This is a genomic window from Virgibacillus aidingensis, assembly GCF_010994035.1.
GTDB lineage: Bacteria > Bacillota > Bacilli > Bacillales > Amphibacillaceae > Virgibacillus_N.
In genome coordinates, this window is record NZ_WIXN01000009.1 from 90,183 (window position 1) to 115,430 (window position 25,248).

Genomic DNA, 25,248 nt, shown 5'->3' on the forward strand with positions numbered 1-25,248 from the left:
CCTCTATAGGCAAGAATAACATATAAGTTTTACCGCAAGGAGTGGTAATTGCTGGGGTTGTTACATTTCCCTGATCATCGTAATAATTAAATCAGCCGCATTCTTTGCTGCCTTTTCCAGGAAAGCTTCAAAAGATACAGAAGAACTTTTACCTGCTATATCGGAAAGCGCGCGGATAATAACAAATGGAATATTGTACTGGTAACAAACTTGGGCTATAGCAGCTGCTTCCATTTCAGCAGCCAGCAATCCTTTGAACTTATGTCTTACAAATCCGACCCTTTCCTGATCTTCCATAAATGAATCTCCTGTTGCAATAAGCCCCTTTTTATAAGGAAGCTCCAGTTGTTCCAGTGCCTTCATTACCTGCTGTATAAGCTCCTTGTCCGCTTTATATGCTGATGGCATCCCGGGCAGCTGTCCGTAATCATAATCGAAAGCAGTGGCATCCACGTCATGGTGTACGACTTCTGTAGAAATTACAATATCGCCAATCGTCAGATCTTCGTGAAAACCGCCTGCAGATCCGGTATTAATTACACGGGAAGGCTGATAACGCTCATGCATAATTGTTGCAGCCATTGCGGCATTAACCTTGCCGATGCCTGATTTAAGCAGAACAACTTTTTTTCCATCGATATACCCTTCTGCAAATAGGCAATTTGCGATTATTTGTTGCTTTTTATCAGTCATGTTCTCCAGTAAAATCGCAACTTCCTCGTCCATTGCCCCTATAATGCCTATTGTCACTTAGATTGCCTCCATTTCTGCTTCATTTTACTTTTTCTTTACACATCCACTTCTTCTAATTCTTCTACTTTGGTCGGCTGCCAGCCTTCCCCGTCTATCCATGATAAAAACACACGATAGATTTCGGTGTGATCACCGTCGGATACGGTAGCAACAACCCTTTGATCTCCATCGTTTCCTACCCAGTGTGTAGTAATATCATTTTCGTTCAAACCGGTAGCGTATATAACTGCCTCCTCAATTTCAATTCGATCCTGAGAACCGTCACTGTAATCCGTTGTGTGCGGTCCTTCCTGTTCTGTCCCAACAGGCTGCCAGTTTCCGGTATATGCCGCAATTACATTCCCGTCATTAGAATCGACTTCTTCAATTTCAACGTCCCCATTCAGCTCGCTATTATCCTCTTCATCTTCATCCGCGTCTTCACTATTTTCATCATTCTCATTTACGTCTGTATCTTCTGTTTCCTCATCGCTTTTATCTTCTATTATTATTTCATCATTATTGGCTGTGTTTTCATCAGAGGGCGAATCATCAGAATCAGCCATATCATTATCCCCGCCGCCAAAAATCCATATACCAAACAGGACAACAAGCAATACACTGCCTGTAATCAATAATGTGGAAATATACTTTGTATTCTTTCTGCGCTTTTCAAACTTGTCCACTCTAGAATGTCTGTCAAAATCACTCATGCATATATCCCCCTCCTCTTCCTTATTCTACTATAATAGCATATTTACCTGAATGATTAATATGCAGAAACCGAGGTTAACTTTAAAGACCCTGAATCATAAGAAAGCGTAAAATTAATAATTTTCCATGGAAACTAAAAAAGCAGGTATCCCTGCTTTTTCTAGAAATATAACTATTTTACATATCCTGCAATTCGAGTTTGGCATAAAAAAATTTTATTAAACAGAAACCTGACCGTTTGCGCTTAAAACCTGCTCCGGAAATATACTTTCACCATTTGCACAAGTTCGACATGCAATTAAACTCCCTTTGGCCGTTTTCCCGGTGTCTGCTTTGCCGCGTACAGCTTGTTAAGCCTTCTCATACTCGTCGAGCTGCAAGTTTCTCAATGGTGCAGTACTCCTCGCAAGTAAAGATTGCTGACTCCTGGGTTCTGCCTCAGCCGCTTCCAAAAGACTATTGAGGAATGTGCTGCCGGCCCTCTTCTTGAATAGTTGAGCCGGATATTAATTTAATTAACCTTTACAATTTTTACTTGTATATCTCCACCTGGGGTTGCTACAGCTACTTCTGCACCTACTTCCTGGCCGATCAGACTTTTAGCCATAGGAGAATCATTGGATATTTTGCCTTCAAAAGGGTCTGCCTCAGCACTTCCCACGATCGTATAGGTTTCTTCCTCCCCATCAGGAAGCTCCTGGAATGTAACCGTTTTACCCAAGGCAACCACATTCGGATCATCATTGTTATTCTCAATAATTACGGCGTTGCGAATCATTTTTTCAACTTGAGCGATTCTTGATTCCACAAAAGCCTGCTCATCTTTTGCAGCATCATATTCCGAGTTCTCGGACAGATCCCCAAAATCCCTTGCAACCTTTATTCTTTCAACGACTTCCTGGCGTCTGTCCGTTTTTAAATAATGCAATTCTTTCTCTAATTTTTCTTTTCCCTCTTGTGTCATATAATATTCTTTCTCTATTGCCATTCAGAACACTCCTTTTTCTTTCTTTCCCATATATTATGAATAAGTATTGTTTACATGCTTTTCAGGCTGTTAAAATATACTAATCAATACTATGGCAGAATTCCTTTATTTTTTCAATACTTTTCTTTTATTTGTTGTGATTTCCTACTCATGTTCACCTTTATTCCACTGTTTTTTGGCCAGGATATTCTCTATTTTTGTTGCCATAATATCGATGGCCACATGGTTATGACCGCCTTCGGGAATAATAATATCTGCATAGCGCTTGGTAGGTTCTATGAACTGCAGATGAGAAGGGCGGACATTATTAATATACTGTTCAATAACCGAATCCAGCGTTCTCCCCCGCTCTTTAATGTCCCGCAATAACCTCCTGATAATCCTGAGGTCGGCATCCGTATCCACAAAAACTTTTATATCCATTAAATCAACAAGTCTTGGGTCTTCTAAAATGAGTATACCTTCAATGATGATAACTTCCTTTGGTTCTACCGTAATCACTTTTTCGGAGCGGGTATGCGTTTTATAGTCATATACCGGTTTTTCAATCGTTTCGTTATTCAGCAGTTTATTTATATGATTAATCAGCAAATCATGATCAAAAGCGAGGGGATGGTCGTAATTTGTGTTTAATCTCTCTTCAAAAGGCAAATGACTTTGGTCTTTATAATAATAGTCCTGTTCAATTACAAGGATTGTTTTTTCTGCAAAGCGTCTGCATATGGACTGGGTTACTGAAGTTTTACCACTTCCGCTGCCGCCTGCCACACCGATGACTACTGGTTTGTCTTTCATACAATCAGCTTCTCCCTTTACATTTTTATACTGATGGCAACTCCATCACCAATAGGTATGATTGAAGTGCTGTAATTTGGGTGTCCTGATATAAATTGATTATACTCCTGAAGCTTCTTCACCATCTTATTATATCTTGAATGGTTTATGTTTTCAGGATTCATGACATACCCTCTAAATAATACATTATCTGACAGGATGATGCCATTATTTTTCAGCAATGAATGAGAGAGTTCAAAGAAATGTTTATATTGTCCCTTTGCTGCATCAATAAATATCATCTCATATGATTCATGCGGCAAGGAAGGCAAAATGTCCAATGCATCACCATAAATAATTTCAATCTGCCGCTCCTTGTTAAGTCTCTTCACATTTTCCTTCGCCTGGTAATAGCGGTCAACATCTCTTTCAATTGTGGTTACTTTCGTATGCCGGTATGATTCAGCCATTCGGAGTGCTGAGTAACCGATTGCTGTTCCAATTTCCAAAATCGCTTCCGGTTTTTGCAGCTGAATTAATTGTGTTACAAATTGCATGCTCACGGGATCCATAATAGGAATATGGTCCTTTCGGGCACTTTGCTCTATTTCTTTTACCCATTTTTTTGTTTGCGGTAAAAGTGTACGTAAATACTCTTCCAGGTCTTCATTCATTATATAACCTCATTCTTAGGCAATTATTTTAATATTACCCCATAAATATAGCTGGTAATTCTTCTATATTTGTATTTGCTTTTTAAAAAAAATGCCGCTTTAAATGTACCTCAGCAACTTAGTGTTATGGCTATTAAGCGGCAAAAGTGTGCTAAAAAAGGAAATGTGAAAATTATTCACACTCCCAATTTTTATTCCGGCTGATCTATATACTGTTCCCTGTTTTGACCATGCTCTTCAAGTGTCTCTGCGTAATAAATTTCTCCTTCTCCGTCATGAAGGAAATATAGATAATCCGATTCTTCCGGATACAATACGGCCTGAAGGGAATTCTCTGCGAAATTACTGATGGGGCCGACTGGCAGTGCATCAATATAATAAGTATTATAAGGTGATTCCACTTCAAGATCTTCATATAATACCCGGTCCTTATGCTCACCCAAAGCGTAAAGAACTGTCGGATCCGTCTGCAGCTGCATGTCTTCCTCCAGCCTGTTATAAAAAACACCTGCGATCTTTACACGCTGTTCCTCGGTTCTTGCTTCATTTTCCACTAATGAAGCAAAAGTCAATGTTTCATGTAATGTAAAATCGCTGTTATCTATTTCTTCTGAGTAGTTCTCCATTACTGAAACGGTTTTATTTAACATTTCTTCAACAATTGATGCTATGCTCGGTTCCTGCTCATAAAAACTGTACGTGGAAGCAAATAAATACCCTTCCAGCGGGGTGCGTATTTCTTCTGATAAAATATCTTCAGAAAGAATAGTTGGATATGATTCAATTAATTGCTCAATATATTCAGGATCATTCACCACTTCAAGAAATTCCTCTTTAGAAAAATACAGCTGCTCCGAAAATATTTCAGCAATTTCATCGACTGTCAAGCCTTCAGGTACCGTTACCGTATGAACCGGATCAGCAATTACCCTGCCTGTCTGAAGGGAGGCAGTCAGCTCTTCCAGCGTCATGGCGGGGGTAAATGTATATTCCCCGGCCTGAAAGTCTGTAGTATTATTAAATGTAGCGTAGAAACGAAATATGCGGCTATCTTTAATAAGTCCATTTTCCTGTAAAATTTCCCCAATAGTTGATGATGAAGAACCAATCGGAATGTCGACTGTAATTTCTTCATCACTGTCCGGGTCCACGGGCTCAAGTGCTGATGATATATACATATACCCGGAAATACCGCCAATTACCAAAATAGCCAATAAAGATGTAATGATAATAGCGACAATTTTGCGTACAGTTCTTGCTTCCTCGCTCCTGGCAATAAGGTTGTCCTTAAAGCTTCCCTTGTTTTTCTTTTTGGACATGCAAGAGCCCCCTTTCATCAGGGTAATTATACTAGAATTCGACCGGATATTCCATTATTAAAATACAGGTTCGTTTTTTGTAATATTGTGCGCGTCTGCTGCCCATATCCTTAATAGCAGGTAAGAGAAAAAATTAAAAAATAGAAGAGAAAGCTAATGCCTCTAACAGCATTAGCTTTCTCTTGCAAAGGTACTATGCAGCAGGCTCAGTGTTTAAACGTCCTTCTCTTCCTCTGCAAGTGTATGGAGCATCTCCTCCACCATTTCCCATTCATCATCCGATTCAATTGGGAATAAGGATAAATCGTTATTTTCATCTTCTTTTTCCTCATACCGGAATGCATATACTTCCACTTCTTCTTCTTCAGACTGTTCAACCGGAACAACAGCAATATAGGACTGATTTGTTTGATCCACATCAAATGTGAACAGCACTTCAAACAGATGTTCTTCTCCGTTTTCATCCGGGATGATAATACGCTCTTTCTCTTCCAATGCCATGATATCCCTCCTTTAATTTTGGTCCAGATAACCCTGCAGTATCATAACTGCAGCCATCTTATCTATGACTTTCTTCCGCTTGCTCCTGCTGAGATCAGCTTCCAGGAGCACTCTTTCAGCAGCGACTGTAGTCAGACGCTCATCCCATAATACAACCGGGATATCATATTTCTCTTCAATATATTTAGCATACTTCTGTGAAATTACTCCACGTTCACCGATAGTTCCATTCATATTTTTCGGCAGACCGATAATAGCCTTCCCGATTTCATGCGATGTTATTATTTCTCCAAGTTTGGTGTCAGCAGAAGTGAAGTCATCTTCATCCCATTTAATTGTCGTCAGCCCCTGTGCAGTCCATCCCAATGCATCACTTACGGCAACACCAATTGTTTTTGAGCCAACATCAAGTCCTATAATTTTCATCATGAATCCTTTTGGTTATTTTCAAGATAAAATTTTACAAGTTCTTCGATGACCTCATCCCGTTCCATCTTGCGGATTAGATTTCTTGCATCCCGATACCTGGGTATATAAGCGGGGTCACCGGACAACAGGTATCCAACAATTTGATTGATCGGATTGTAGCCCTTTTCTTTTAATGCCTCATGGACTGTATAAAGCACTTCCTTTATATCCTGGTCAAATGGTTCTTCTGAAAAATTGAATTTCATCGTTTTATCAATATTGCTCATCGTGACACCTCGCCCTTAATATAACTGAGTACATCGTAGAAAATGACTTTATTTTATCATTTTAACACGATTCCAACCCCATTATAACGTTTTGATGCATTATTATTCAAATTATTGTTGAGATTGATTCTTTATATACGTTTTTGCTGCCTTCAGGGCATCCTGAATTTTTTCCGGGTTCTTCCCTCCAGCCTGAGCCATGTCCGGGCGGCCGCCCCCACCGCCGCCGCATTCTTTTGCTGCAGCTTTAATTAAATTTCCCGCATGATAGCCTTTTTCGATAAGATCTTTGGAAACACTTGCGGCAAGTTGAACTTTTTGGTTATTTACTGTTGCAAGCAGTATGATACCGGACTCCAGCTTTTGTTTTAAATCATCCACCATTGTTCTCAAGTGGTTCATATCCTTCACGGTAACCTGTTCTGCAATTATTTTTACATCACCTGCTATTTCAGCACGTTCTATAATGGAAGATGCCTCTGCATTTAACAGTTTTTGAAGTAATGATTCATTTTCCTTCTGCAGCACCTTCATATCTTTAAAAAGTCCTTCGATCCTTTCAGGCAGTTTTTCTGCCTCCGTCACTTTGATTAGCCCGCTGACTTTATCTAAAATAGTGAGCTTCTTATTTAGAAATTCATAGGCAGCTTTACTTGTTACTGCTTCGATTCTTCTTGTGCCTGCCCCAATTCCTGATTCCGAAACGATCTTAAACAAGCCGATTTCCGCTGTATTTTTTACATGACAGCCGCCGCATAATTCAATGCTGTAATCCGCTATTTGAACAACCCGGACAATATCCCCGTATTTTTCTCCGAATAATGCCATTGCACCCATTTCCTTAGCTTCTTCAAGCCTCTGATAATTTATTTCAAGAGCCAATGATTCCCATATCTTTTCATTAACAATATGTTCAATCCGCTCTAATTCCTCCTGTGTTACTGCCTGGAAATGGGAAAAGTCAAAACGCAGTCTGTCCGGTGCTACTAAAGAGCCCGCCTGATTAACATGGCGGCCTAAAATATCCTTTAAGGACTGATGCAGTAAATGGGTAGCCGTATGGTTTTTTATGATCCCTTTGCGGAATTCCGAATCAGCCATGGCCTTTACTTGCTTGCCTTGTTCCAATACACCTTCTTTTATTTCCGCCTGGTGTACATGCTGGCCATTTGGAGCCTTCTGAACATCTTTAACATAAGCAGACATTTCATCTGTAAATATCCATCCGGAATCAGCTATTTGCCCCCCGCTTTCAGCATAAAATGGTGTTTCTTCCAGAAATAAAAATACTTCCTCTCCGGCCATTGCAGCACTCACCCGCTGATTTTCATGGATAATGGCAGCAACATTTGTATTTGTCTTCAATTGATCATACCCAATAAACTTACTCTCTACTTCCAGCTCTGCAAGTATGTTGTCCTGCACTTGCATGGAATCCACCTTCTGACGGGCACTCCTCGCACGTTCCCGCTGTTTTTCCATTTCCCTGTCAAAACCTGCTTCATCAATCGTAAAGCCTTCTTCTTCCACATATTCCACTGTTAATTCTTTAGGAAACCCATACGTATCATACAGTTTGAATACTTCTTCTCCCGGTATAACTGTACTGTTTTTTCCGGTTTCCTTTTCCATAATTTCCGTCAGCATATCCAGGCCATCCTGCAATGTTTCATGGAATCGCTCTTCTTCGGTTTTCACCATATTTTTAATAAATTCGCTGTTTTTTAACACTTCCGGATAGAAGTCCTTCATTATTTCTCCTACTGTTTCCACCAGCTCGTACATGAATGGCTTTTCGATGCCAATATCTTTTGCAAAACGGACAGCTCTTCTTAAAAGCCTGCGCAATACATAGCCCCGGCCCTCATTTGATGGTACGGCGCCGTCTCCTATAGAAAAACTGACTGTGCGTATATGATCGGCAATTACTTTATATGCCGTGTCTCCGTCCTGTTCCTTCCCATAGGCTTTATTTGCAAACAGCTCTGTTTTCTTTATGATGGGAACAAATAAATCTGTATCAAAATTTGTTCTTGCATCCTGAATCACGGAAACAATCCGTTCCAGCCCCATACCTGTATCAATATTTTTTTTCGGAAGCGGTGTGTACGTATCATCCGGATTATGATTAAACTGGGAAAAAACGAGATTCCATATTTCCAGATAACGTTCATTCTCCCCGCCGGGGTAAAGTTCAGGATCATTTGGATCATTTCCGTATTTCTCTCCCCGGTCATAAAATATCTCCGTGTTTGGACCACTCGGACCTTCGCCAATATCCCAGAAGTTCTCCTCCAGCCGGATTATTCTTTCTTCCGGAATTTTAATATGGTGGAGCCACAGGTCATATGCCTCGTCATCTTCCGGGTGTACGGTGACGGATAAGCGTTCAGCATCAAACCCGATCCATTCATCACTCGTTAAAAACTCCCAGGCCCACTCTATTGCTTCTTTTTTAAAATAATCACCAATGGAGAAATTGCCAAGCATCTCAAAAAAAGTATGGTGCCTTGCTGTATAGCCTACATTTTCTATATCGTTGGTTCTTATTGATTTTTGAGCATTGACAATTCTTGGGTTTTCAGGGATCACCCTGCCGTCAAAGTATTTTTTTAAGGTTGCAACACCACTGTTGATCCACAGAAGGGTCGGATCATCTTTAGGTACAAGAGATGCACTTGGCTCGACCCGGTGTCCTTTTTCCTTAAAAAAATCAAGAAACATTTGCCTTACCTCTGCAGACGTTAACTGTTTCACTTCAATTACCTCCAATTTATTTTTTTAAAATCACCAGCAGTTTTTGAAACAAGACTGCCTTATTCATTTGCTGCTGTCCCGCCCTGGTAAAAGTGCCGCTAAGATTACCACTACGTGCGGCTCCCTTCTGCTTGTCTTTACAGAAAGACACTAAAAGACTAACCGGGAGTTTAAAGAATGAATTACAGAGCGGACGTATTCCCCGGACACCTGTTTGCAGATAAAAAATAGCGCAGAAATGCTAAACAAAACAGTGTATAAAAATAAAAAAATCTCCTCTCTGCACATTGCAGGGACGAGATTGATCGCGGTACCACCCTAATTACGTCTGGTTAAACTGCCAGACATCACTTTCCCATGGTAACGGTATGAAACCGGCGGGGATTAACCGCACTCCAGTTTAGCTTTCCATGACCTGCATATGGGATTTCTCTCAGCCTGTCCGAAAATCCCTCTCTTTAAACCGGTATCATGTACTCAGAACCTTCGATGTATTCGTGTATACCTCATGAACCATGCTTTAAGCGATATTATAGAAAACTTTACCGCCATTGTCAATGTATATTTCGAAATACAAAGACATGTGTGAAAATCACTTTTAAAATCGTTAAAAAGGGAACAGCGAGAATCATTCCCATTACACCGGAAATTTTACCGCCGAGCAGCAATGCGAAAATAATTGCTACCGGGTGAATGGCAATGCTTTTACCGACTATGTAAGGTGCCAGTAAATTGCTTTCCAGCAGCTGAATTACAAAGATGGCGATGAGGACAAAAATAACGGTTTGAATCGACATCGTAAATGCAATTGCCACCGCCGGCACCGCACCAATAATAGGACCAAAATAAGGAATAAGGTTGGTGACGCCCATGATGATAGCCAGCAGCAAAGCATAATCCATATTTAATAATTCAAAAAGAATAAAAGCAGTGATGGCAACGAATAGACTTACAATCAGCTGGCCGCGTATATAACCGCCGAGACTTTCATCTATACCATGAAATATATTTCTCGTTTTGGTCCGGTGTTTTTCCGGAATATATTTCTTGACTAATTCTTTCCATTTACCGTGATCCTTCAGAAAATAAAACACGAGTACAGGGATGACAGTAATAATGATAATCATATCAATAATCCTTGTAAACCCGGAAATCATTTTTAGTAATATATCATCGATTGTTGCTTCCAAGCGCAAAATCAGTTCATCCATCTTATCGTGAACAGTTTCCGGCAAAAAAGAAGTAGACTCATACATTTGATTAATAAAAGTCTGATACATAGAAATAAATTGAGGCAATTGTTCGCTTAAATCACGCAACTGAATAATTGTTGCAGGATAGACACGATAAATGAGATAACCAATCCCGCCGAAGAATAACACATAAATTAGAAGAATTGATATGCTGCGCGGAATATTCCAGTTTTCTATTTTTGCAATAATCGGGTGAAGCAGATAGGCAATTAAACCGGCAATTAAAAAAGGCAGGGAAAGCTGCCATATAAATGAAAATAAACTTCCATAAAATGGAAATAGCCGGACAAGCAGGTAAAAGAATAGAAATAACAGGATCCCAAGCAATAGCCAGTATAAAACAGCTGCTTTTTTTTTCTCTTTTATCATAAGTTTTCCTCCCCAGCTTAAAATGATAGATGTTTTAAGCCAAGGAATTACCCATTCACTTGTCTTTCTTCTTCGGAAAACAGATCATTTAACGAACTTAATGAACCGTCTGCTTCTACTTGATGGACAGTGAGTTTATTGCCATCCACCGCTATTTCTATGAAACATGTCCAGCAATAGTATTGGGCTGTTCCTATTTTTCCTATATTTTTCTCGTGACAATTCGGGCAACGCATACGCCAAAAATCTCCTTTTAAAAGATTATTATGTTATGCTAACCCGATTTTGTTAAAAATATACATCACTCCATAAAATCATAGGGTGATATTTCATATTCTTCCTTATCAGGAACAGGTGATGGCAAGTCTTCCATTCTACTCATAATTTGCTTCTTTAATGAAGTAAAACGCTTATTTGTATCTATTGTCTTTAAACCATTTAAAAGGGAATAGGCATCTCCGCAAATAATCAAAGATTGCTGACTTCTCGTAATAGCTGTATAGAGCAAGTTTTTCCTCAGCATACGTCGATACACCGGTGTAACCGGAAGAATTACGATCGGAAATTCACTTCCCTGTGATTTATGGATAGAAATGCAATAAGCATGCATGAGATTCGTATAATCTTTCCTACCATAAGCTACTTCCTTGTTTTCAAAGCGAATAACAAGCTGTTCCTGATTTTCCTCGTTTTCATCTTCTTCAAAAATGGCTGCTACTTCACCAATATCCCCATTATAAACTCCGTCTTCCGGTTGATTAACTAGCTGAAGTACTTTATCACCAACCCGAAATGTTCTGTCGTTTGATCTCACTTCCCGCTTTGCAGAAGTTTTTGGATTTAATAGTTGCTGTAATTCGTGATTAATTACTGTAATGCCTGCCTGCGAACGGTACATTGGAGCTAGCACTTGTATATCCTTTACATCCAGCCCTTTCGCCATCGCTTTTTTATAGATTCTAATAATAACATCGATGATTTGATCTTCCCTGCACGGAAAAAAACTGAAATCCTTGTCGTTTTGCAGACCTATCTGCTGATCGTTTTTAATTTCATGGGCAAGGGATATGATTTTTGATCCTTCTTTCTGACGATATACTTCCGTAAGGCGGACGACAGGAATTGCCTCTATTTCCAGTAAATCGCTCAGTACCTGACCAGGCCCGACGGATGGGAGTTGATCCTCATCACCAACAAGTAAAACCTGCATGTCATTTGGTATAGCTTTAAATAGTTGATTTGCCAGCCAAATGTCCACCATGGAAAATTCATCGACAATAAGTATTTTCCCTGGCAATGGCTCGTTTTCTCCTTTACTGAAGCCTTCTTTTCCATCCCATCCCAGCAAACGATGTATTGTGGCAGCTTCCTGGGATGTGGATTGTGCGAGACGCTTTGCAGCACGTCCTGTAGGTGCAGTCAGCACAAATGGATAATCCTGATTATCTTCATAATCACGCTTATCAAGCGATAAATCATGAATGGCAGCATATGCCTGAAGGATTCCTTTTATGACTGTAGTTTTACCGGTGCCGGGACCACCGGTGAGAATCATCACCTTGGAATGAATCGCCTTATTTATAGCTTCATATTGTTCTTTTCCATAACTGATGGAATCAGTTTCTTCTATGTCGCCGGTGATCTTCATCAGCTCGGCAGGGGTTGTAACATGTTCAACTGGTTTTTCCATAACACGTTTTAAATGGGAAGCAAAACCGTCTTCAGCATAATACAGAGACGGCAGATACACATTTCTCTCTGAAATAATAACTGATTTATCTGCATTAAGCTCTTTTAAGCGCTCATGGACTATGGTTTCCGTCAGCCCGCTGGCTGGCAGCAATTGTAAAACATGTGCTATACAATTTTCCATTGGAAGAAAGACATGCCCATGCTGAATACTTTTTTGCAGAACATAAATGCACCCGGCACCAATTCTGTTCGGGTGTGTTGCTGACAAGCCATTTTTTCGAGCTATTTCGTCCGCAGTCTGGAATCCAAAACCATCAATATCAAAGACGAATTGATATGGATCCTCTTCCAGAACGGTAATTGCTTCTTCTTTGTATTCCTGATAAATTTTCTGGGCCATTTTTAATCCAATATTATATTTTGCCAGGTAAAGCGCAATATGTTCAAATCCCTGATTTTCCTGCAAACTTTTCACTAAGGTTTCCCTGGTTTCCTTATTCAGACCCTTCACCTGGTTTAATACGGCGGGATCATTCAATATCCTGCTGATGGCTCCCTCACCTAAATAATCGACAATTTTTTCTGCCGTCTTTTTTCCGACGCCATAAAATAAATCGCTGGAAAGGTAACTTACGAGACCTGTTTTTGTATCAGGGATGTAGGTTTCATAGGAATGCACCCGATATTGCAGCCCAAATTTGGCATGCTTTTCAAATTCACCATAAAAGTAATATGCCATCTGTTCCTGAAGCTGGGGAAAATATCCTTTTAACGTAATATCCCTTTCCCTGTAGTCTTCATTGGTATCCAGCACTTTTACTTTTGCAATGACAAAGTTCTCGCTTTCATTGCGAAAAATGGTGTGTAACAGCTCACCCTTAATATATTTGCGGTTCTCCGCTGATTGTTGATCCATTCCCATTGAAAACAACCCCATATTTCACCTATTCATTCAATAACGATTCTGCATTTTTCTTCCCATTTGCTGCCAGTACATGATCCGGCTGAATTCGAAGAGCTGCTTCAAAATGATTTAGCGCTTCATTTACCTTATCGTGGTATAAATCTATGACACCCAGATTATAATGAGCATCACTATGCCCGGATTCCATTTCCAGCACTTTGGAAAATGCAGCTTGTGCCTCATCGATATGCTCACTTTTCGCAAGTGACAGGCCATATTGAAATAAAAATTCCGCATCATCCGGATTTAGTTCAGTGGCACGCTGTAAAAAAGGAATGGATAATTTTATCTCTTCCAAATGGATATAGGTCATTCCCATCATATAATATACATCCGCATCTTTTATCTTTAAATCAATAGCTTTTTGAAAGTTTTCCTGAGCTTTTTTATATTCGGCTTGCTCATAATATAAATTGCCCAATCCGTAATATGCAGTACCTACGTACTCATTCAGCTCCAGCGCTTTATTGAAAAAGCGTTCTGCACGGGTATAATCATTTAAATGAAGCAGTAAATTTCCGAAATTAATATAACCAACCGGATCTTCCGGTGACTCCTCGATCAATTCGTTAAACAGGGCAGCAGCCTCTTCATATTTGTTTTCTTTCATCAGCTCAATGGCTTGTCTGTTTTTATTCATGATAAATCTCCTTATTTTAAATATAATTCTAAAAGGGAAATAGGTCTGCTGAATAAAACAGGACCCAATCCCCCTCTGCCTCACCAAAAATTGTAGTGGATTAGGCGGAAGATTTGAAAAAACCTTCCGCCTGTAAAGTTTGGATCCGCATCAGCCAACATAATCAAGGGTTTTTTCATCCTTGATTATTTCATCGATGGTAGCTCCTCCCAGACAAATGTCCCCGTCATAGAACACGACAGCTTGTCCGGGGGTAATCGCGCGTTCTTTTTCGGCAAATTCCACGTAAACTTTACCATCATTCATTTGCTCTACGCTTACCTCACTGTCATCCTGACGGTAACGGAACTTCGCTGTGCACGTAAATGTTTCAGGCATTTGGTCAGCATTGATCCAATTTACATCCGTTCCAATCAATGCATTTGAATACAGTGCATCATTTGTGTAACTTTGCCCGACATATAATACATTTTCCTCCAGATTCTTGCCAACGACAAACCAGGGATCCCCTGCACCGCCAATTCCAAGACCCTGACGCTGTCCAATCGTATAATACATTAACCCGTCATGCTGACCTTTTATTTCTCCGGTCAATGTTTTCATTTCCCCCGGCTGAGCAGGCAAATACTCACTCAAAAACTCTTTGAAATTCCGCTCGCCGATAAAACATATTCCTGTACTGTCTTTCTTATTTGCAGTATATAAATCATGATCTCTTGCTATTTCACGTACTTTCTCTTTTTTCAAATGACCGAGAGGAAACATGACTTTCTCAAGAATATCGTCTGTTAATTGATTGAGAAAATAAGTTTGATCCTTATTCCTGTCAGCACCGCGCAGCATTTCATACTTTCCGTTATTTTTCCTAACTTGTGCATAATGTCCCGTTGCCAAATAATCTGCACCAAGGGACAGGGCATGATCCAAAAAGGCCTTAAATTTAATTTCTTTATTGCACATAACATCCGGGTTAGGCGTTCTGCCGGCTTTATATTCATCAAGGAAATAAGTGAAAACCTTATCCCAATACTGCTTTTCAAAATTAACCGAATAGTACGGAATATCCAGCTGATTGCAAACACGGACTACATCCTCAAAATCTTCGGTCGCTGTGCAGACGCCGAATTCATCCGTATCATCCCAGTTTTTCATGAAGATGCCTACTACATCATAACCTTCTTCCTTCAGTAACAGAGCGGCAACCGATGAGTCTACACCCCCGCTCATGCCCACAACTACCCGTGTATCTTTTTTATCTTTCATTTTTGATCATTCCTTCTATCATTAAGCATTTTTAAGCAGTTAATCGCTTTACAACTTTTGCTACTTTGGCGGCCGCCTCCTTCACATTTTCACTCGTGTTGGCGAGCCCAAAACTAAAACGTATTGAATTTGTTGTACATTCGTGATTTTTTCCAAACATGGCAGACAGCACGTGGGAAGGCTCTACAGAACCAGCTGTGCAGGCACTGCCGCTGGATGCGGCTATACCATCCAGGTCAAAGTTTGACAGCAATGCCTCCACATTCGCTCCCGGGAAGCTGATATTTACGATGGACGGAATTGCGTTATTGTAATCACCATTCACCTTAAAGGCAATATTATGCACTTCCAATTCCTTTAAAAACAGCTCTTTGTATGACTGATAAAGCTCTCTGCGTTCTACTTTATTTTCCATTGCCAGTTCAACAGCTTTTTGAAAACCTGCTGCTGCGGGCACATTTTCCGTGCCTGGTCTTCTCTTTCTCTCCTGCTCTCCGCCAAATTGTATAGCATTTAGTTTGACTTCCTCTGAAGCATACAGAAAACCAATTCCTTTTGGTCCATTTATTTTATGAGAAGATACACTCATCATGTCTATTCCCATTTCTTTTACATTTATATCAATTAAACCATAAGCCTGTACAGCATCTGTATGAAAATAGGCCTGGTGCCCCTTAAGCATTTGTCCTATCTCTTCTACAGGCTGTATAACGCCTGTCTCGTTATTTACATACATGATGGAAACCAGTACCGTATCCTCTGTAATGGATTTGGCCAGATCATTGAGTGAGATTTTACCATCACGGTACACAGGCAGATAGGTCACATCAAACCCCTGTTTTCCAAGACTTTGTATCGTGTGCAGTGCAGCATGATGTTCCTGAGCCGTCGTAATAATATGGTTTCCTTTACTCCGGTTTTTTATTGCAGTTCCTATTAATGCCAAATTATCCGCTTCCGTACCGCCGCTTGTAAAAATAATCTCTTTTTCATCTGCATGAATACTTTTTGCCATGCACCTTCTTGCTTCATCCAAGTATTTTCTCGCCTTTCTGCCGAAAGAATGGACACTTGACGGATTGCCGAATACTTCACTGTACACTGGCTGCATTGCAGTAATAACTTCTTTATGAAGCGGAGTAGTTGCAGCATGGTCCAAATAAATCTGTTCCATTATCACATACTTCCTTCCTGAACCGGGTAATGGTAAATACGGTGCTTGCATTTTTTGGGAATTTAAATGTAAAACATATACGCTTCCCGCGGCCCATCGTGATGGTGGGTCAGATCCTCCAGTGTGGTAGTATCCAATACATCTTTTACCGCATCACGAATTCGCATCCATAATGCTTGTTTTGCGGGCTCCTCATCCTCTATTCCTTCTACCGGTGTAATCGGGCCTTCCAGTACTCTTATCACGTCACCGGCTGTTATCTTTTTCGGTTCCCTTGAGAGTTTATATCCGCCGTAAGCGCCACGAGTGCTTTTTATTAATCCGGCGTTTCTTAATGGCGTTGCAAGCTGCTCCAGATAGTGTTCTGAAAGGTCATTTTCCTTGGCAATCAGTTTTAAGGAAACAGGTCCCTCTCCATATTTTTTTGCCAAATGTATCATAATCGTTAGTCCATATCTTCCTTTAGTCGAAATTTTCATCTATTCTACACCTCAATTTTGCGTTCCTCAGGCAATTACTCTCATGATATTATAGCATGAATGATTCTCATCTTGCATTTTATTGAAATCAGAATTAAGCTTGATAATGGATGTTTATTGATCTTGGATCAGCAAATAAAATACTTTCTATATACTAACGAAAATACCCTGTAATGTAAATAACAGATAAAGAGTGAAAAGGATGATAACTATGAGACAAGAGCCGCTTGCCTTTCGAATGAGACCTGAACACATAGATGAAATTATCGGCCAAAAACATCTGGTTGCACCGGGAAAAATCATTAGCCGTATGGTCCAGGCAGAGAGACTGGCTTCCATGATTTTATACGGTCCTCCAGGTACAGGGAAAACATCCATGGCTTTTGCACTGGCCAAGAGTTTAAACCTTCCCGTTAAAATACTAAATGCTGTAACGGATAAAAAAAAGGACATGGAAATCGTTGTAGCTGAAGCAAAAATGAACGGACAAACAGTATTAATACTCGATGAGGTACACCGGCTGGACAAAGCGAAACAGGATTTTCTTCTGCCCCATCTTGAAAGCAACTTGCTTACATTGATCGGCTGCACCACGAGTAATCCATACCACTCCATTAACCCGGCCATCAGGAGCAGGTGCCATTTATTCGAGCTTTATCCTTTAACTGGCGACGATGTAAAGAAAGCCATTAAACGGGCAATAGAGGATAAAGATAAGGGACTTGGAAAATATGATGTTGACATGTCACCGCAGGCACTGGAACATTTTGCGGGCAGTGCCAACGGGGACATGCGAGCTGCATTAAACGGCGTGGAACTGGCCATATTTTCAACTCCTGAAAATGATCAAGGACAAATTGTAATCGGGAGGGAGACGGCTGAAGAATGCATGCAGAAAAAGAGCTTTTCCCACGATAAAGACGGTGATGCCCATTATGATGTGCTGTCCGCTTTTCAGAAATCCATCAGGGGAAGTGATGTGAATGCAGCCCTGCACTATTTGGGAAGATTGATTGAAGCAGGAGATTTGGACAGTATTGCAAGAAGAATGATTGTTACAGCCTATGAAGATATCGGTCTTGCAAATCCGCAGGCAGGTCCCAGAGCCGTGGCTGCTGTTCAGGCCGCCGAAAGGCTCGGTTTTCCGGAAGCAAGGATTCCTTTATCTGTAGCAATTGTGGAACTTGCCTTATCCCCTAAATCCAATACGGCATATGCTGCGCTGGACGCTGCACTCTCTGATATACGCAAGGGTAAAACCGGCAGCATTCCTGCTCATATTAAAGATGCCCATTATGCAGGGGCAAAATCATTGGGGAGAGGCCTGAATTATAAATACCCGCACCATCATGACAGCGGTTGGGTAAAGCAGCAATATTTACCTGACTCTATTAAAAACAAACACTATTATCAGCCAAAGGAAACAGGAAAATTTGAACAGGCATTAAAACAGGTGTATGAAAACATTCAAAAGCATTAACTATGAATCTGAACGGGAAATGTGACCAGGCCACAAAAATTATTTTTATAAACGTATAATTCCGATAGTCCGGGGCAACAATAGGTTATAAAAATATGAAATCTATTTTTCATCTTTATTTATCGGAATAGGAGTTGAACGTTAATGGTAAAAGTAAGACAGGATGCATGGTCACATGAGGATGATCTATTACTGGCGGAAACCGTATTGCGGCATATCCGGGAAGGCAGCACACAACTAAATGCATTTGAAGAAGTCGGTGATAAACTGAATCGCACCTCTGCTGCCTGCGGATTTCGCTGGAATGCAGAAGTAAGAAATAAATATGATAGTGCTATTGATCTTGCGAAAAGACAGAGAAAAGAAAAGAAGCGGGCAATGGCAAAAAATATGAAGAAAGCGAGAAAACCTGTAATTTCCCTGCAGCAAAACTATACAAACCAACTGGAAGCAGTGGGTCATACTGCAGCAGAAAAAGGGGCAAATGAAAATATCACCTTGGAGACGGTTATCCATTTCCTTCAAGGTTTGCAAAAAGACTACTATGCTTCAAATCAATCAAAAGCTGCCCTGGAACAATCAGAAAACGAAAAGGAAAAATTAGAAGAACAGGTAACCATGCTGGAGAAAAAGCTGAATGAAACGAAAAAACAGTTGGACACGATCAGGGAAGACTATGAGGCGTTTATTCAAATCATGGACAGGGCGAGAAAAATGGCTGTTTTGGAAGATAATGGCGCAACCTCAGCACCAGCTTTTAGAATGGATAAAAACGGTAATTTACAACAAATAGCACAAGGGTCAAATTAAACCCGCCAAAAGTAAATAGGAAAATCAGTTTATAAGAAATACCATATGAAGCTCTCTACCAGAGATTCATATGGTATTTTAAGTGAAAGGAAAAAAACTTTCATCATACAGTATCCAGAAGCTGATCAGGCTCATGAATAAAAAAATAAGTATGTCACAGTAGATTCATAAAACAACATAAAAATAATCAAAAACAATATGAAAAACGGCTTCCCGAAGAAGCCGTTTTTCTATGTACATGATCAAATCCCAATCGTGCCGTCTAAATTCAAGTTTTGATCCCGCTCATGGCAGGTGGGTGCTTTGTTCTATATTTATTATGCTTCCCCAAATGTAATAAATGGGGCATGCACGCAACATAGAAACAGTTCAAGCTCCCGATTATAAAGGTGTTCGGTCAAAACACTTTTATTAGACGCACACATCAGGATTTGATCTTCATTTTCTGTAAATTTATTTTAACATATGGCTTCTTACTTTTCAATAAGCGCTATTATAAAGAGTCGATTACATTTTTTACGCTTTTATAACAAATGCGTGTAATCAGTCATTTTTTTCTATTAATTGTATAGTCAGCTCTTTTAACTGTTCCTCGCTTACACTGCTTGGTGCATCTGTGAGTAAATCGGAGGCCGAGGCAGTTTTTGGAAAGAGAATTGTATCACGCAAATTACTTCTTCCGGCCAGCAGCATGACAATCCTGTCCAGACCAAGTGCTACTCCCCCATGAGGCGGTGCTCCGTATTCCAGTGCTTCCAGTAAGAATCCGAATTGTTCTTCACTTTGTTCTTTGGTAAACCCGAGTATTTTAAACATTTCCTCTTGCTGTTCCCTCTTATGAATACGAATTGAACCGCCGCCCAATTCATATCCATTTAACACAAGATCGTATGCGTTTGCCCTTACTTTTTGCGGATTCGTTAATAGTTCTGATGCGTCTTTTTCCGCTGCTGGTGCAGTAAATGGATGATGGGCTGCAAAGTATCTTCCTTCGTCTTCATCATACTCAAGCAATGGCCAGTCAGTTATCCAGAGGAAATTGAATTTTGATTCGTCAATCAGACTTAATTCTTTTCCAAGCTTAAGACGCAGCTGACCAAGGCTGTCATATACAACTGACTTTTTGTCTGCACCAAATAAAAGTAAATCTCCATCTTCTGCACCGGCTTTTTCCTTTAAGGAAGTCTTTTCCTCTTCTGTCAAAAATTTAGAAATCGGCCCCTTCAATTCTTCCCCTTCCGCTTTTAGCCAGGCTAGTCCTTTTGCACCATAAACTTTTACGAATTCCGTTAATTTATCTATATCTTTTCTTGAGTAATTTGCTGCCTGTCCTTTAACATTTAACAAACTGACAATACCGCCGGATTCAATTGCTGATTGAAATACTTTAAATGATGAATCTTCTAGAATATCGGAAACATGTATAAGTTCCATGCCAAAGCGTGTATCCGGTTTATCTGAACCAAAACGTTCCATTGCCTTATCATAGGATAGTCGGGGAAATGGCAAATGAACGTCTACTCCCTTTACTTCTTTCATCAGCTGCTGCATCATCTCCTCTGTCATCTCCATGATCTCATCACTGGTCATAAAAGAGGTTTCGATATCAATTTGTGTAAATTCCGGCTGTCTGTCCGCCCTTAAATCTTCATCGCGAAAACAACGGGCAATCTGATAATATTTTTCAAATCCCCCCATCATAATTAATTGCTTGAAAAGCTGCGGCGATTGGGGAAGGGCATAAAATTCTCCTCCATGCACCCTGCTCGGAACTAAATAATCCCTTGCCCCTTCCGGTGTACTTTTCGTTAAGATTGGGGTCTCCATCTCCAAAAAACCCTGTTCATTTAAAAAATTTCTTACAGACTGTGTTGTCTGATGTCTCAGCTTAAAAGTTTCCTGTAATGTACTTCTCCGCAAGTCGATGTAACGGTACTTCAGTCTTAAATCCTCCGCAGTTTCTGGATCTTCCTTGATAGCAAAAGGAGGCGTTTTTGATTTATTTAACACATGTAAGCCAGAGGCAATGACTTCAATTTTACCCGTTTTCATTTGAGGATTGATCGTTTCCTCATCCCTTTTTACAACGGTCCCCATTATTTCAACTACATATTCACTGCGGATGGCTTCAGCTATTTCAAGTGCTTCTTTTGAATAATCCGGGTTAAAGACGACCTGAATTAAACCGGATTTATCACGCAGATCAATAAATATTAACCCGCCCAGGTCACGTCGTTTCTGCACCCAGCCTTTCAGCAATATTTGCTGCCCAACGTTTGATTCTGTCAGTGTTCCTGCATAAATTCTTTCACTCATGTCATTTTCCTCCTATTGAACCCTTCAGTCTTTCTGCCAGTTGCGATAAAGGTATTTCCTCTTCTTTTCCCGTTTCCAATTCTTTTACTTGAATCACTTTCTTCTGCAATTCATCCTCACCAAGAACTAAGGCATATTTTGCTCCCAGCCTATCCGCAGCTTTGAACTGGGCTTTCAATTTCCGGTTTTGATAGTCCTTATCCGTTCGAATACCATGCTGTCTCAATTCGTGAACAATCCTCACAGCTTCACTGTTAACCTCATCGCCGAGTGCAATCATGTAGCAGTCCAGAGCGCCTTTAACAGGAATGCTGATATTTTCGGCTTCAAGGGCCATCAATAATCGTTCCAGTCCCATTCCGAATCCTATTCCCGGTACATCGGGACCGCCAAGCTCTTCCGAAAGACCATTATATCTTCCGCCTCCGGTCAATGTGGTGATCGCGCCAAATCCATCTGCCTCGCTCATAATTTCAAAAGCAGTATGATTATAATAATCAAGCCCTCTTACAAGGTTTTTGTCTACTTCATATTCAATCCCCATTTGGGTTAAATATGTTTTCACCTGTTCAAAATACTTTATTGATTCCTCATTTAAATAATCCAAAATAGAAGGAGCGCTTTTTATTGCCGGGTGATCCTTATCTTTCTTGCAATCCAGAATTCTTAGTGGGTTTTGAGTCAATCTTGTCCGGCAATCTCCGCAAAGTTCTTCTTTATGCGGGGTGAAGTGTTCAATCAAAGCCTGGCGATGATTCATTCTGCTTTCCTGATCGCCCAGTGAATTAATAACCAGTTTGAGTGATTTCAGGCCAAGTTCCCGATAACATGTCATTGCCAGATCAATGACCTCGGCATCAATGGCGGGATCAGCACTGCCAAGAGCCTCTACCCCAAATTGATTTAACTGGCGCATCCTTCCTTTTTGCGGCCGCTCATAGCGGAACATTTGTGCGAAATAATACAGTTTTACCGGTTGATTAGGATTTCCATACATTTTATTTTCTACAAAAGCACGAACTACAGGAGCTGTTCCTTCAGGCCGTAATGTAAGGCTCCTGCCGCCTCTATCATCAAAAGTATACATTTCCTTTTGTACAATATCAGTGGAATCCCCAACCCCCCGCTGAAATACTTCCGTATGTTCGAAAAGCGGTGTCCTGATTTCCTTATAATGATACCTGTCACACACATTTTTAATTTTTGACTCTGCAAATTGCCATTTTGCCGCTTCATCCGGCAAAATATCCACTGTACCGCGTGGAGCTTTAAAGTTCATTAAATATAACCCCCTTATGATTAAACATGCATTATTGCTAAAGGATTCCTTGAGAACGCATTTTATTGGGACGCGTTATGATTGAAATCCAAATTCACAGCTCAACGAAAAATTCATTTTATATGAGATATTTCGGTCTGGACAGTAATCCTTGTACACTTATGCTAATCTTTACGATGGGGCGAGTAAGCACAGCCCCGGATTAAAGTGAAATTAATTAGTCTGTAAAAATAAAAAAACCCTCAATCCCCTGTGAAAAGGGACGAGAGTTACCCGCGTTGCCACCCTGATTGGTGCTGATACAGCACCCGCTTAAACAGTTAACGCCTGTCATACGTTCATACCTACATAAACTTCGGTATCAATCCTCAGGAGTGTCTTTCATTAAGCCATCATGTGAAAATATTTTCAGCCTCTGATATTTTCTCTCTGTGCATGTGGTGTTTAACTACTTATTCCGTCATCGGTCCTTTTATAAAATGAATAATGTATCCTCGAATGACTATTATATTAAGCAATAGCGAAAGGAATGTCAAGTTCGGTTTATCTTTTTTTTCAGCCTATTCACTTCCCCGATCGATAAACCGAATTCCTGAGCAATTTCCATACTGTTCGCGTGCTCCTCCATTTCCATAAACCTATGCAGATTAATTCCAAATACTTCTTTATTATTAACGGATGACCATTGTTTTTCGTGGGTTCGCATAACTATTTCTCCCTTTTAATTAAATGTAATAACAAATAGTTTTGCCTAAAACTCAGGAATTTATTATAATTACCATACGGATCACATTCAATTTATATGGGGGAAACCATGTCTAGATTATATAAAAAGATTTTAATTTTGATGCCCGCTCTGCTTTTCCTTCAGTTGAGCATGCAGCCTGCATATGCGGATAATGTCAGGATAGATGCAGATAATTTGAATATCCGAAGCGGACCAGGGACAGTTTATGAGGTTATTGGAGAAGCAAATACCGGGGAGTCCTATCCACTGGTTTCGCAGAAAGAAGAGTGGGCCGAGATTGAATTTGGGGGACAAACAGGCTGGGTTGCCACTGACTTTATTACAATAGAAACGGAAAATAATGAAACTGCGGCAGATTCCAAAGAAACCTCGATTACCATACCGCAAAATAATACACAAATTCGCAGCGGTCCTTCTACGGAAAGCGACATTATTTATTTTGCTGACGAGGGCAGTCAATATGAAATCACAGGGGAAAAGGATGGCTGGTACGAAATATCAGTTGAGGATAGGGAAGGCTATATTTATAAACAGCTGGTAAAAGAGTCGAATTCCTCATCACCAGGTTTCAAGGATAAAACCATTGTTATTGATCCGGGGCATGGCGGCAGAGATGTTGGTGCCATTGGAGCAACCGGGTCTTTTGAAAAAGATTTTGCATTTTTAACCGCCTATGAATTAAAACAGGAATTGGAGATCCTTGGTGCAGATGTAATGCTGGCCAGACCGGATGATGAATTTGTGTCGTTGGGCAGCCGTGTCAGCTTTTCCAACACCATGGACACCGATGCTTTTATCAGCATTCATTATAATAGTGTCCCAGAACTGCCTGAAGTCACAGGAATTGAAACCTATTATTTTCAGGAGCAAAATGAAGAGCTGGCTAACTACATTCAATCTGAAGTGGTAAAAGCAACTGATGCGAATGACCGGGGCACAACACAGGAAAATTATCTCGTCATCATGCAAAACGTAAAACCTGCCGTACTGGTTGAATTAGGCTTTATATCAAATGAAGAAAGAGAAGACCTTCTCGGCACCATCGGCCATCAGAAGAAAATTGTGAGTGGTATTATTAACGGATTGGGAAAGTACTTCGCCTATGAATGAAAAGATGAAAATGCGCTCATGAGTCAAAAAACTGACTTTTGAGCGCAGTTCCTGTTATTTATCTTTACTGTCAATAATCAATGTCACGGGGCCGCTGTTTGTCAACTGCACATCCATCATTTCCCCGAATTTTCCCGTTTCCACGTGTATGCCCTGTTCTTCTATGAGCTGGTTAAAAAGGTTATAATAGCTTAGAGCACTGTCCGGTTTTGCTGCCTTTGTAAAGCTGGGACGTCTTCCTTTTTTAGTATCTCCATACAAGGTGAACTGGGAAATGGACAATATGCTTCCGTTAACATCCAACAGTGAATGATTCATTTTATTATTTTCATCCTCAAAAATACGTAAATGAATAATTTTATTTACAAGATATTTTGCATCCTCCAGTGTGTCCTCATGGGTTACGCCGAGAAGAACAACCAAACCGTGATCGATCTCCCCTACTTTTTCATGCTGAACGGTAACACTTGCATTTTTTGCTCGTTGAATTACTGCTTTCATCCCTTCGAACTCCTTT

General features: G+C 40.3%; 25 protein-coding genes, 1 other RNA gene and 1 other annotated feature. Of the genes, 3 read left to right on the forward strand and 23 right to left on the reverse strand.

All coding sequences use genetic code 11. The features are described from left to right. Window positions 1-60 precede the first annotated feature (60 nt). From mtnN to cymR, 18 genes are all read right to left on the reverse strand, one after another. Window positions 61-750, reverse strand: a complete 690-nt coding sequence (mtnN, locus tag GHD25_RS09690; protein WP_164216268.1) for a 5'-methylthioadenosine/S-adenosylhomocysteine nucleosidase — start codon at window positions 748-750, stop codon at window positions 61-63. A 38-nt stretch (window positions 751-788) separates the two neighbouring features. Further along, window positions 789-1,445, reverse strand: coding sequence for a YrrS family protein (locus GHD25_RS09695; protein ID WP_164216270.1), 657 nt, complete (start codon window positions 1,443-1,445; stop codon window positions 789-791). Between the two features lie 512 nt (window positions 1,446-1,957). Next, window positions 1,958-2,434, reverse strand: a complete 477-nt coding sequence (gene greA / locus GHD25_RS09700; RefSeq protein ID WP_164216272.1) for a transcription elongation factor GreA — start codon at window positions 2,432-2,434, stop codon at window positions 1,958-1,960. Between the two features lie 144 nt (window positions 2,435-2,578). Further along, window positions 2,579-3,229, reverse strand: coding sequence for a uridine kinase (gene udk, locus GHD25_RS09705; protein ID WP_164216274.1), 651 nt, complete (start codon window positions 3,227-3,229; stop codon window positions 2,579-2,581). Window positions 3,230-3,246: 17 nt separating this feature from the next. Continuing rightward, entirely contained in the window at window positions 3,247-3,882 is a 636-nt protein-coding gene (locus GHD25_RS09710) for an O-methyltransferase (RefSeq protein WP_164216276.1), read from the reverse strand. A gap of 191 nt (window positions 3,883-4,073) precedes the next feature. Further along, entirely contained in the window at window positions 4,074-5,201 is a 1,128-nt protein-coding gene (gene mltG / locus GHD25_RS09715) for an endolytic transglycosylase MltG (protein WP_164216278.1), read from the reverse strand. A 213-nt stretch (window positions 5,202-5,414) separates the two neighbouring features. Continuing rightward, a complete protein-coding gene (locus GHD25_RS09720; protein ID WP_164216280.1) occupies window positions 5,415-5,702 on the reverse strand; it encodes a DUF1292 domain-containing protein in 288 nt (95 codons plus the stop codon). A 12-nt stretch (window positions 5,703-5,714) separates the two neighbouring features. Further along, complete coding sequence (gene ruvX / locus GHD25_RS09725; protein ID WP_164216410.1) at window positions 5,715-6,128, reverse strand: Holliday junction resolvase RuvX; 414 nt, start codon at window positions 6,126-6,128, stop codon at window positions 5,715-5,717. Next, window positions 6,128-6,397: an IreB family regulatory phosphoprotein gene (locus GHD25_RS09730; protein ID WP_164216282.1), complete on the reverse strand. Its 270-nt coding sequence runs from the start codon at window positions 6,395-6,397 to the stop codon at window positions 6,128-6,130. Before GHD25_RS09730 ends, ruvX begins: the two co-directional genes overlap by 1 nt. 111 nt (window positions 6,398-6,508) lie before the next feature. Continuing rightward, window positions 6,509-9,154, reverse strand: a complete 2,646-nt coding sequence (gene alaS, locus GHD25_RS09735) for an alanine--tRNA ligase (protein WP_164216284.1) — start codon at window positions 9,152-9,154, stop codon at window positions 6,509-6,511. Window positions 9,155-9,304: 150 nt separating this feature from the next. Continuing rightward, window positions 9,305-9,442 (reverse strand): sortase B protein-sorting domain-containing protein, encoded by a 138-nt coding sequence (locus GHD25_RS20400; RefSeq protein ID WP_462943554.1) that lies wholly within the window; start codon window positions 9,440-9,442, stop codon window positions 9,305-9,307. A 266-nt stretch (window positions 9,443-9,708) separates the two neighbouring features. Continuing rightward, window positions 9,709-10,776 (reverse strand): AI-2E family transporter, encoded by a 1,068-nt coding sequence (locus GHD25_RS09745; RefSeq protein ID WP_164216288.1) that lies wholly within the window; start codon window positions 10,774-10,776, stop codon window positions 9,709-9,711. A 47-nt stretch (window positions 10,777-10,823) separates the two neighbouring features. Further along, the gene (locus tag GHD25_RS09750; protein WP_164216290.1) at window positions 10,824-11,012 is read right to left on the reverse strand and encodes a hypothetical protein; all 189 of its coding nucleotides are present in this window, start codon (window positions 11,010-11,012) and stop codon (window positions 10,824-10,826) included. Window positions 11,013-11,077: 65 nt separating this feature from the next. Continuing rightward, the gene (gene recD2 / locus GHD25_RS09755) at window positions 11,078-13,405 is read right to left on the reverse strand and encodes an SF1B family DNA helicase RecD2 (RefSeq protein WP_240452292.1); all 2,328 of its coding nucleotides are present in this window, start codon (window positions 13,403-13,405) and stop codon (window positions 11,078-11,080) included. A gap of 7 nt (window positions 13,406-13,412) precedes the next feature. Further along, on the reverse strand, window positions 13,413-14,072 hold the full coding sequence (locus GHD25_RS09760) for a tetratricopeptide repeat protein (protein ID WP_164216292.1): 660 nt from the start codon (window positions 14,070-14,072) through the stop codon (window positions 13,413-13,415). 150 nt (window positions 14,073-14,222) lie between these two features. Beyond that, window positions 14,223-15,335, reverse strand: a complete 1,113-nt coding sequence (gene mnmA, locus GHD25_RS09765; RefSeq protein WP_164216294.1) for a tRNA 2-thiouridine(34) synthase MnmA — start codon at window positions 15,333-15,335, stop codon at window positions 14,223-14,225. A gap of 31 nt (window positions 15,336-15,366) precedes the next feature. Further along, complete coding sequence (locus tag GHD25_RS09770; protein ID WP_164216296.1) at window positions 15,367-16,509, reverse strand: cysteine desulfurase family protein; 1,143 nt, start codon at window positions 16,507-16,509, stop codon at window positions 15,367-15,369. 62 nt (window positions 16,510-16,571) lie between these two features. Continuing rightward, window positions 16,572-16,988, reverse strand: a complete 417-nt coding sequence (gene cymR, locus GHD25_RS09775) for a cysteine metabolism transcriptional regulator CymR (RefSeq protein ID WP_164216298.1) — start codon at window positions 16,986-16,988, stop codon at window positions 16,572-16,574. 211 nt (window positions 16,989-17,199) lie between these two features. Here cymR and GHD25_RS09780 point away from each other — a divergent pair, with 211 nt between their 5' ends. Further along, a complete protein-coding gene (locus GHD25_RS09780) occupies window positions 17,200-18,468 on the forward strand; it encodes a replication-associated recombination protein A (protein WP_164216300.1) in 1,269 nt (422 codons plus the stop codon). Between the two features lie 144 nt (window positions 18,469-18,612). Next, window positions 18,613-19,278, forward strand: a complete 666-nt coding sequence (locus tag GHD25_RS09785) for an RsfA family transcriptional regulator (RefSeq protein ID WP_164216301.1) — start codon at window positions 18,613-18,615, stop codon at window positions 19,276-19,278. Between the two features lie 242 nt (window positions 19,279-19,520). On the opposite strand, the gene ssrS is transcribed toward GHD25_RS09785, so the two are convergent. From ssrS to GHD25_RS09805, 4 genes are all read right to left on the reverse strand, one after another. Then, window positions 19,521-19,712, reverse strand: a non-coding RNA gene (gene ssrS, locus GHD25_RS09790) — 6S RNA. A gap of 109 nt (window positions 19,713-19,821) precedes the next feature. Continuing rightward, entirely contained in the window at window positions 19,822-21,594 is a 1,773-nt protein-coding gene (aspS, locus tag GHD25_RS09795; RefSeq protein ID WP_164216303.1) for an aspartate--tRNA ligase, read from the reverse strand. A 1-nt stretch (window position 21,595) separates the two neighbouring features. After that, on the reverse strand, window positions 21,596-22,873 hold the full coding sequence (gene hisS / locus GHD25_RS09800) for a histidine--tRNA ligase (protein WP_164216306.1): 1,278 nt from the start codon (window positions 22,871-22,873) through the stop codon (window positions 21,596-21,598). Window positions 22,874-23,128: 255 nt separating this feature from the next. Then, window positions 23,129-23,346: a binding site (T-box leader), on the reverse strand. Between the two features lie 59 nt (window positions 23,347-23,405). Further along, window positions 23,406-23,579 (reverse strand): hypothetical protein, encoded by a 174-nt coding sequence (locus tag GHD25_RS09805; RefSeq protein WP_164216307.1) that lies wholly within the window; start codon window positions 23,577-23,579, stop codon window positions 23,406-23,408. A gap of 108 nt (window positions 23,580-23,687) precedes the next feature. On the opposite strand from GHD25_RS09805, the gene GHD25_RS09810 reads away from it, so the two are divergent. Beyond that, window positions 23,688-24,731: an N-acetylmuramoyl-L-alanine amidase gene (locus tag GHD25_RS09810; protein ID WP_164216310.1), complete on the forward strand. Its 1,044-nt coding sequence runs from the start codon at window positions 23,688-23,690 to the stop codon at window positions 24,729-24,731. Between the two features lie 54 nt (window positions 24,732-24,785). Here GHD25_RS09810 and dtd read toward each other — a convergent pair whose 3' ends face one another. Further along, complete coding sequence (gene dtd / locus GHD25_RS09815) at window positions 24,786-25,232, reverse strand: D-aminoacyl-tRNA deacylase (protein ID WP_164216312.1); 447 nt, start codon at window positions 25,230-25,232, stop codon at window positions 24,786-24,788. Window positions 25,233-25,248: the final 16 nt, after the last annotated feature.

Excerpts from the sequence above, each read along its gene's own strand:
- GHD25_RS09710 (WP_164216276.1), bottom strand. The coding sequence starts at position 3,882 with ATGAATGAAGACCTGGAAGAGTATTTACGTACACTTTTACCGCAAACA.
- GHD25_RS09810 (WP_164216310.1), top strand. The coding sequence starts at position 23,688 with ATGTCTAGATTATATAAAAAGATTTTAATTTTGATGCCCGCTCTGCTT.
- hisS (WP_164216306.1), bottom strand. The coding sequence starts at position 22,873 with ATGAACTTTAAAGCTCCACGCGGTACAGTGGATATTTTGCCGGATGAA.
- GHD25_RS09730 (WP_164216282.1), bottom strand. The coding sequence starts at position 6,397 with ATGAGCAATATTGATAAAACGATGAAATTCAATTTTTCAGAAGAACCA.
- GHD25_RS20400 (WP_462943554.1), bottom strand. The coding sequence starts at position 9,442 with ATGTGCAGAGAGGAGATTTTTTTATTTTTATACACTGTTTTGTTTAGC.
- greA (WP_164216272.1), bottom strand. The coding sequence starts at position 2,434 with ATGGCAATAGAGAAAGAATATTATATGACACAAGAGGGAAAAGAAAAA.
- aspS (WP_164216303.1), bottom strand. The coding sequence starts at position 21,594 with ATGAGTGAAAGAATTTATGCAGGAACACTGACAGAATCAAACGTTGGG.
- GHD25_RS09770 (WP_164216296.1), bottom strand. The coding sequence starts at position 16,509 with ATGGAACAGATTTATTTGGACCATGCTGCAACTACTCCGCTTCATAAA.
- mltG (WP_164216278.1), bottom strand. The coding sequence starts at position 5,201 with ATGTCCAAAAAGAAAAACAAGGGAAGCTTTAAGGACAACCTTATTGCC.
- GHD25_RS09760 (WP_164216292.1), bottom strand. The coding sequence starts at position 14,072 with ATGAATAAAAACAGACAAGCCATTGAGCTGATGAAAGAAAACAAATAT.
- GHD25_RS09720 (WP_164216280.1), bottom strand. The coding sequence starts at position 5,702 with ATGGCATTGGAAGAGAAAGAGCGTATTATCATCCCGGATGAAAACGGA.
- recD2 (WP_240452292.1), bottom strand. The coding sequence starts at position 13,405 with ATGGGGTTGTTTTCAATGGGAATGGATCAACAATCAGCGGAGAACCGC.
- GHD25_RS09780 (WP_164216300.1), top strand. The coding sequence starts at position 17,200 with ATGAGACAAGAGCCGCTTGCCTTTCGAATGAGACCTGAACACATAGAT.
- ruvX (WP_164216410.1), bottom strand. The coding sequence starts at position 6,128 with ATGAAAATTATAGGACTTGATGTTGGCTCAAAAACAATTGGTGTTGCC.
- dtd (WP_164216312.1), bottom strand. The coding sequence starts at position 25,232 with ATGAAAGCAGTAATTCAACGAGCAAAAAATGCAAGTGTTACCGTTCAG.
- GHD25_RS09785 (WP_164216301.1), top strand. The coding sequence starts at position 18,613 with ATGGTAAAAGTAAGACAGGATGCATGGTCACATGAGGATGATCTATTA.
- GHD25_RS09745 (WP_164216288.1), bottom strand. The coding sequence starts at position 10,776 with ATGATAAAAGAGAAAAAAAAAGCAGCTGTTTTATACTGGCTATTGCTT.
- GHD25_RS09805 (WP_164216307.1), bottom strand. The coding sequence starts at position 23,579 with ATGCGAACCCACGAAAAACAATGGTCATCCGTTAATAATAAAGAAGTA.
- GHD25_RS09695 (WP_164216270.1), bottom strand. The coding sequence starts at position 1,445 with ATGAGTGATTTTGACAGACATTCTAGAGTGGACAAGTTTGAAAAGCGC.
- GHD25_RS09750 (WP_164216290.1), bottom strand. The coding sequence starts at position 11,012 with ATGCGTTGCCCGAATTGTCACGAGAAAAATATAGGAAAAATAGGAACA.
- cymR (WP_164216298.1), bottom strand. The coding sequence starts at position 16,988 with ATGAAAATTTCGACTAAAGGAAGATATGGACTAACGATTATGATACAT.
- mnmA (WP_164216294.1), bottom strand. The coding sequence starts at position 15,335 with ATGAAAGATAAAAAAGATACACGGGTAGTTGTGGGCATGAGCGGGGGT.
- udk (WP_164216274.1), bottom strand. The coding sequence starts at position 3,229 with ATGAAAGACAAACCAGTAGTCATCGGTGTGGCAGGCGGCAGCGGAAGT.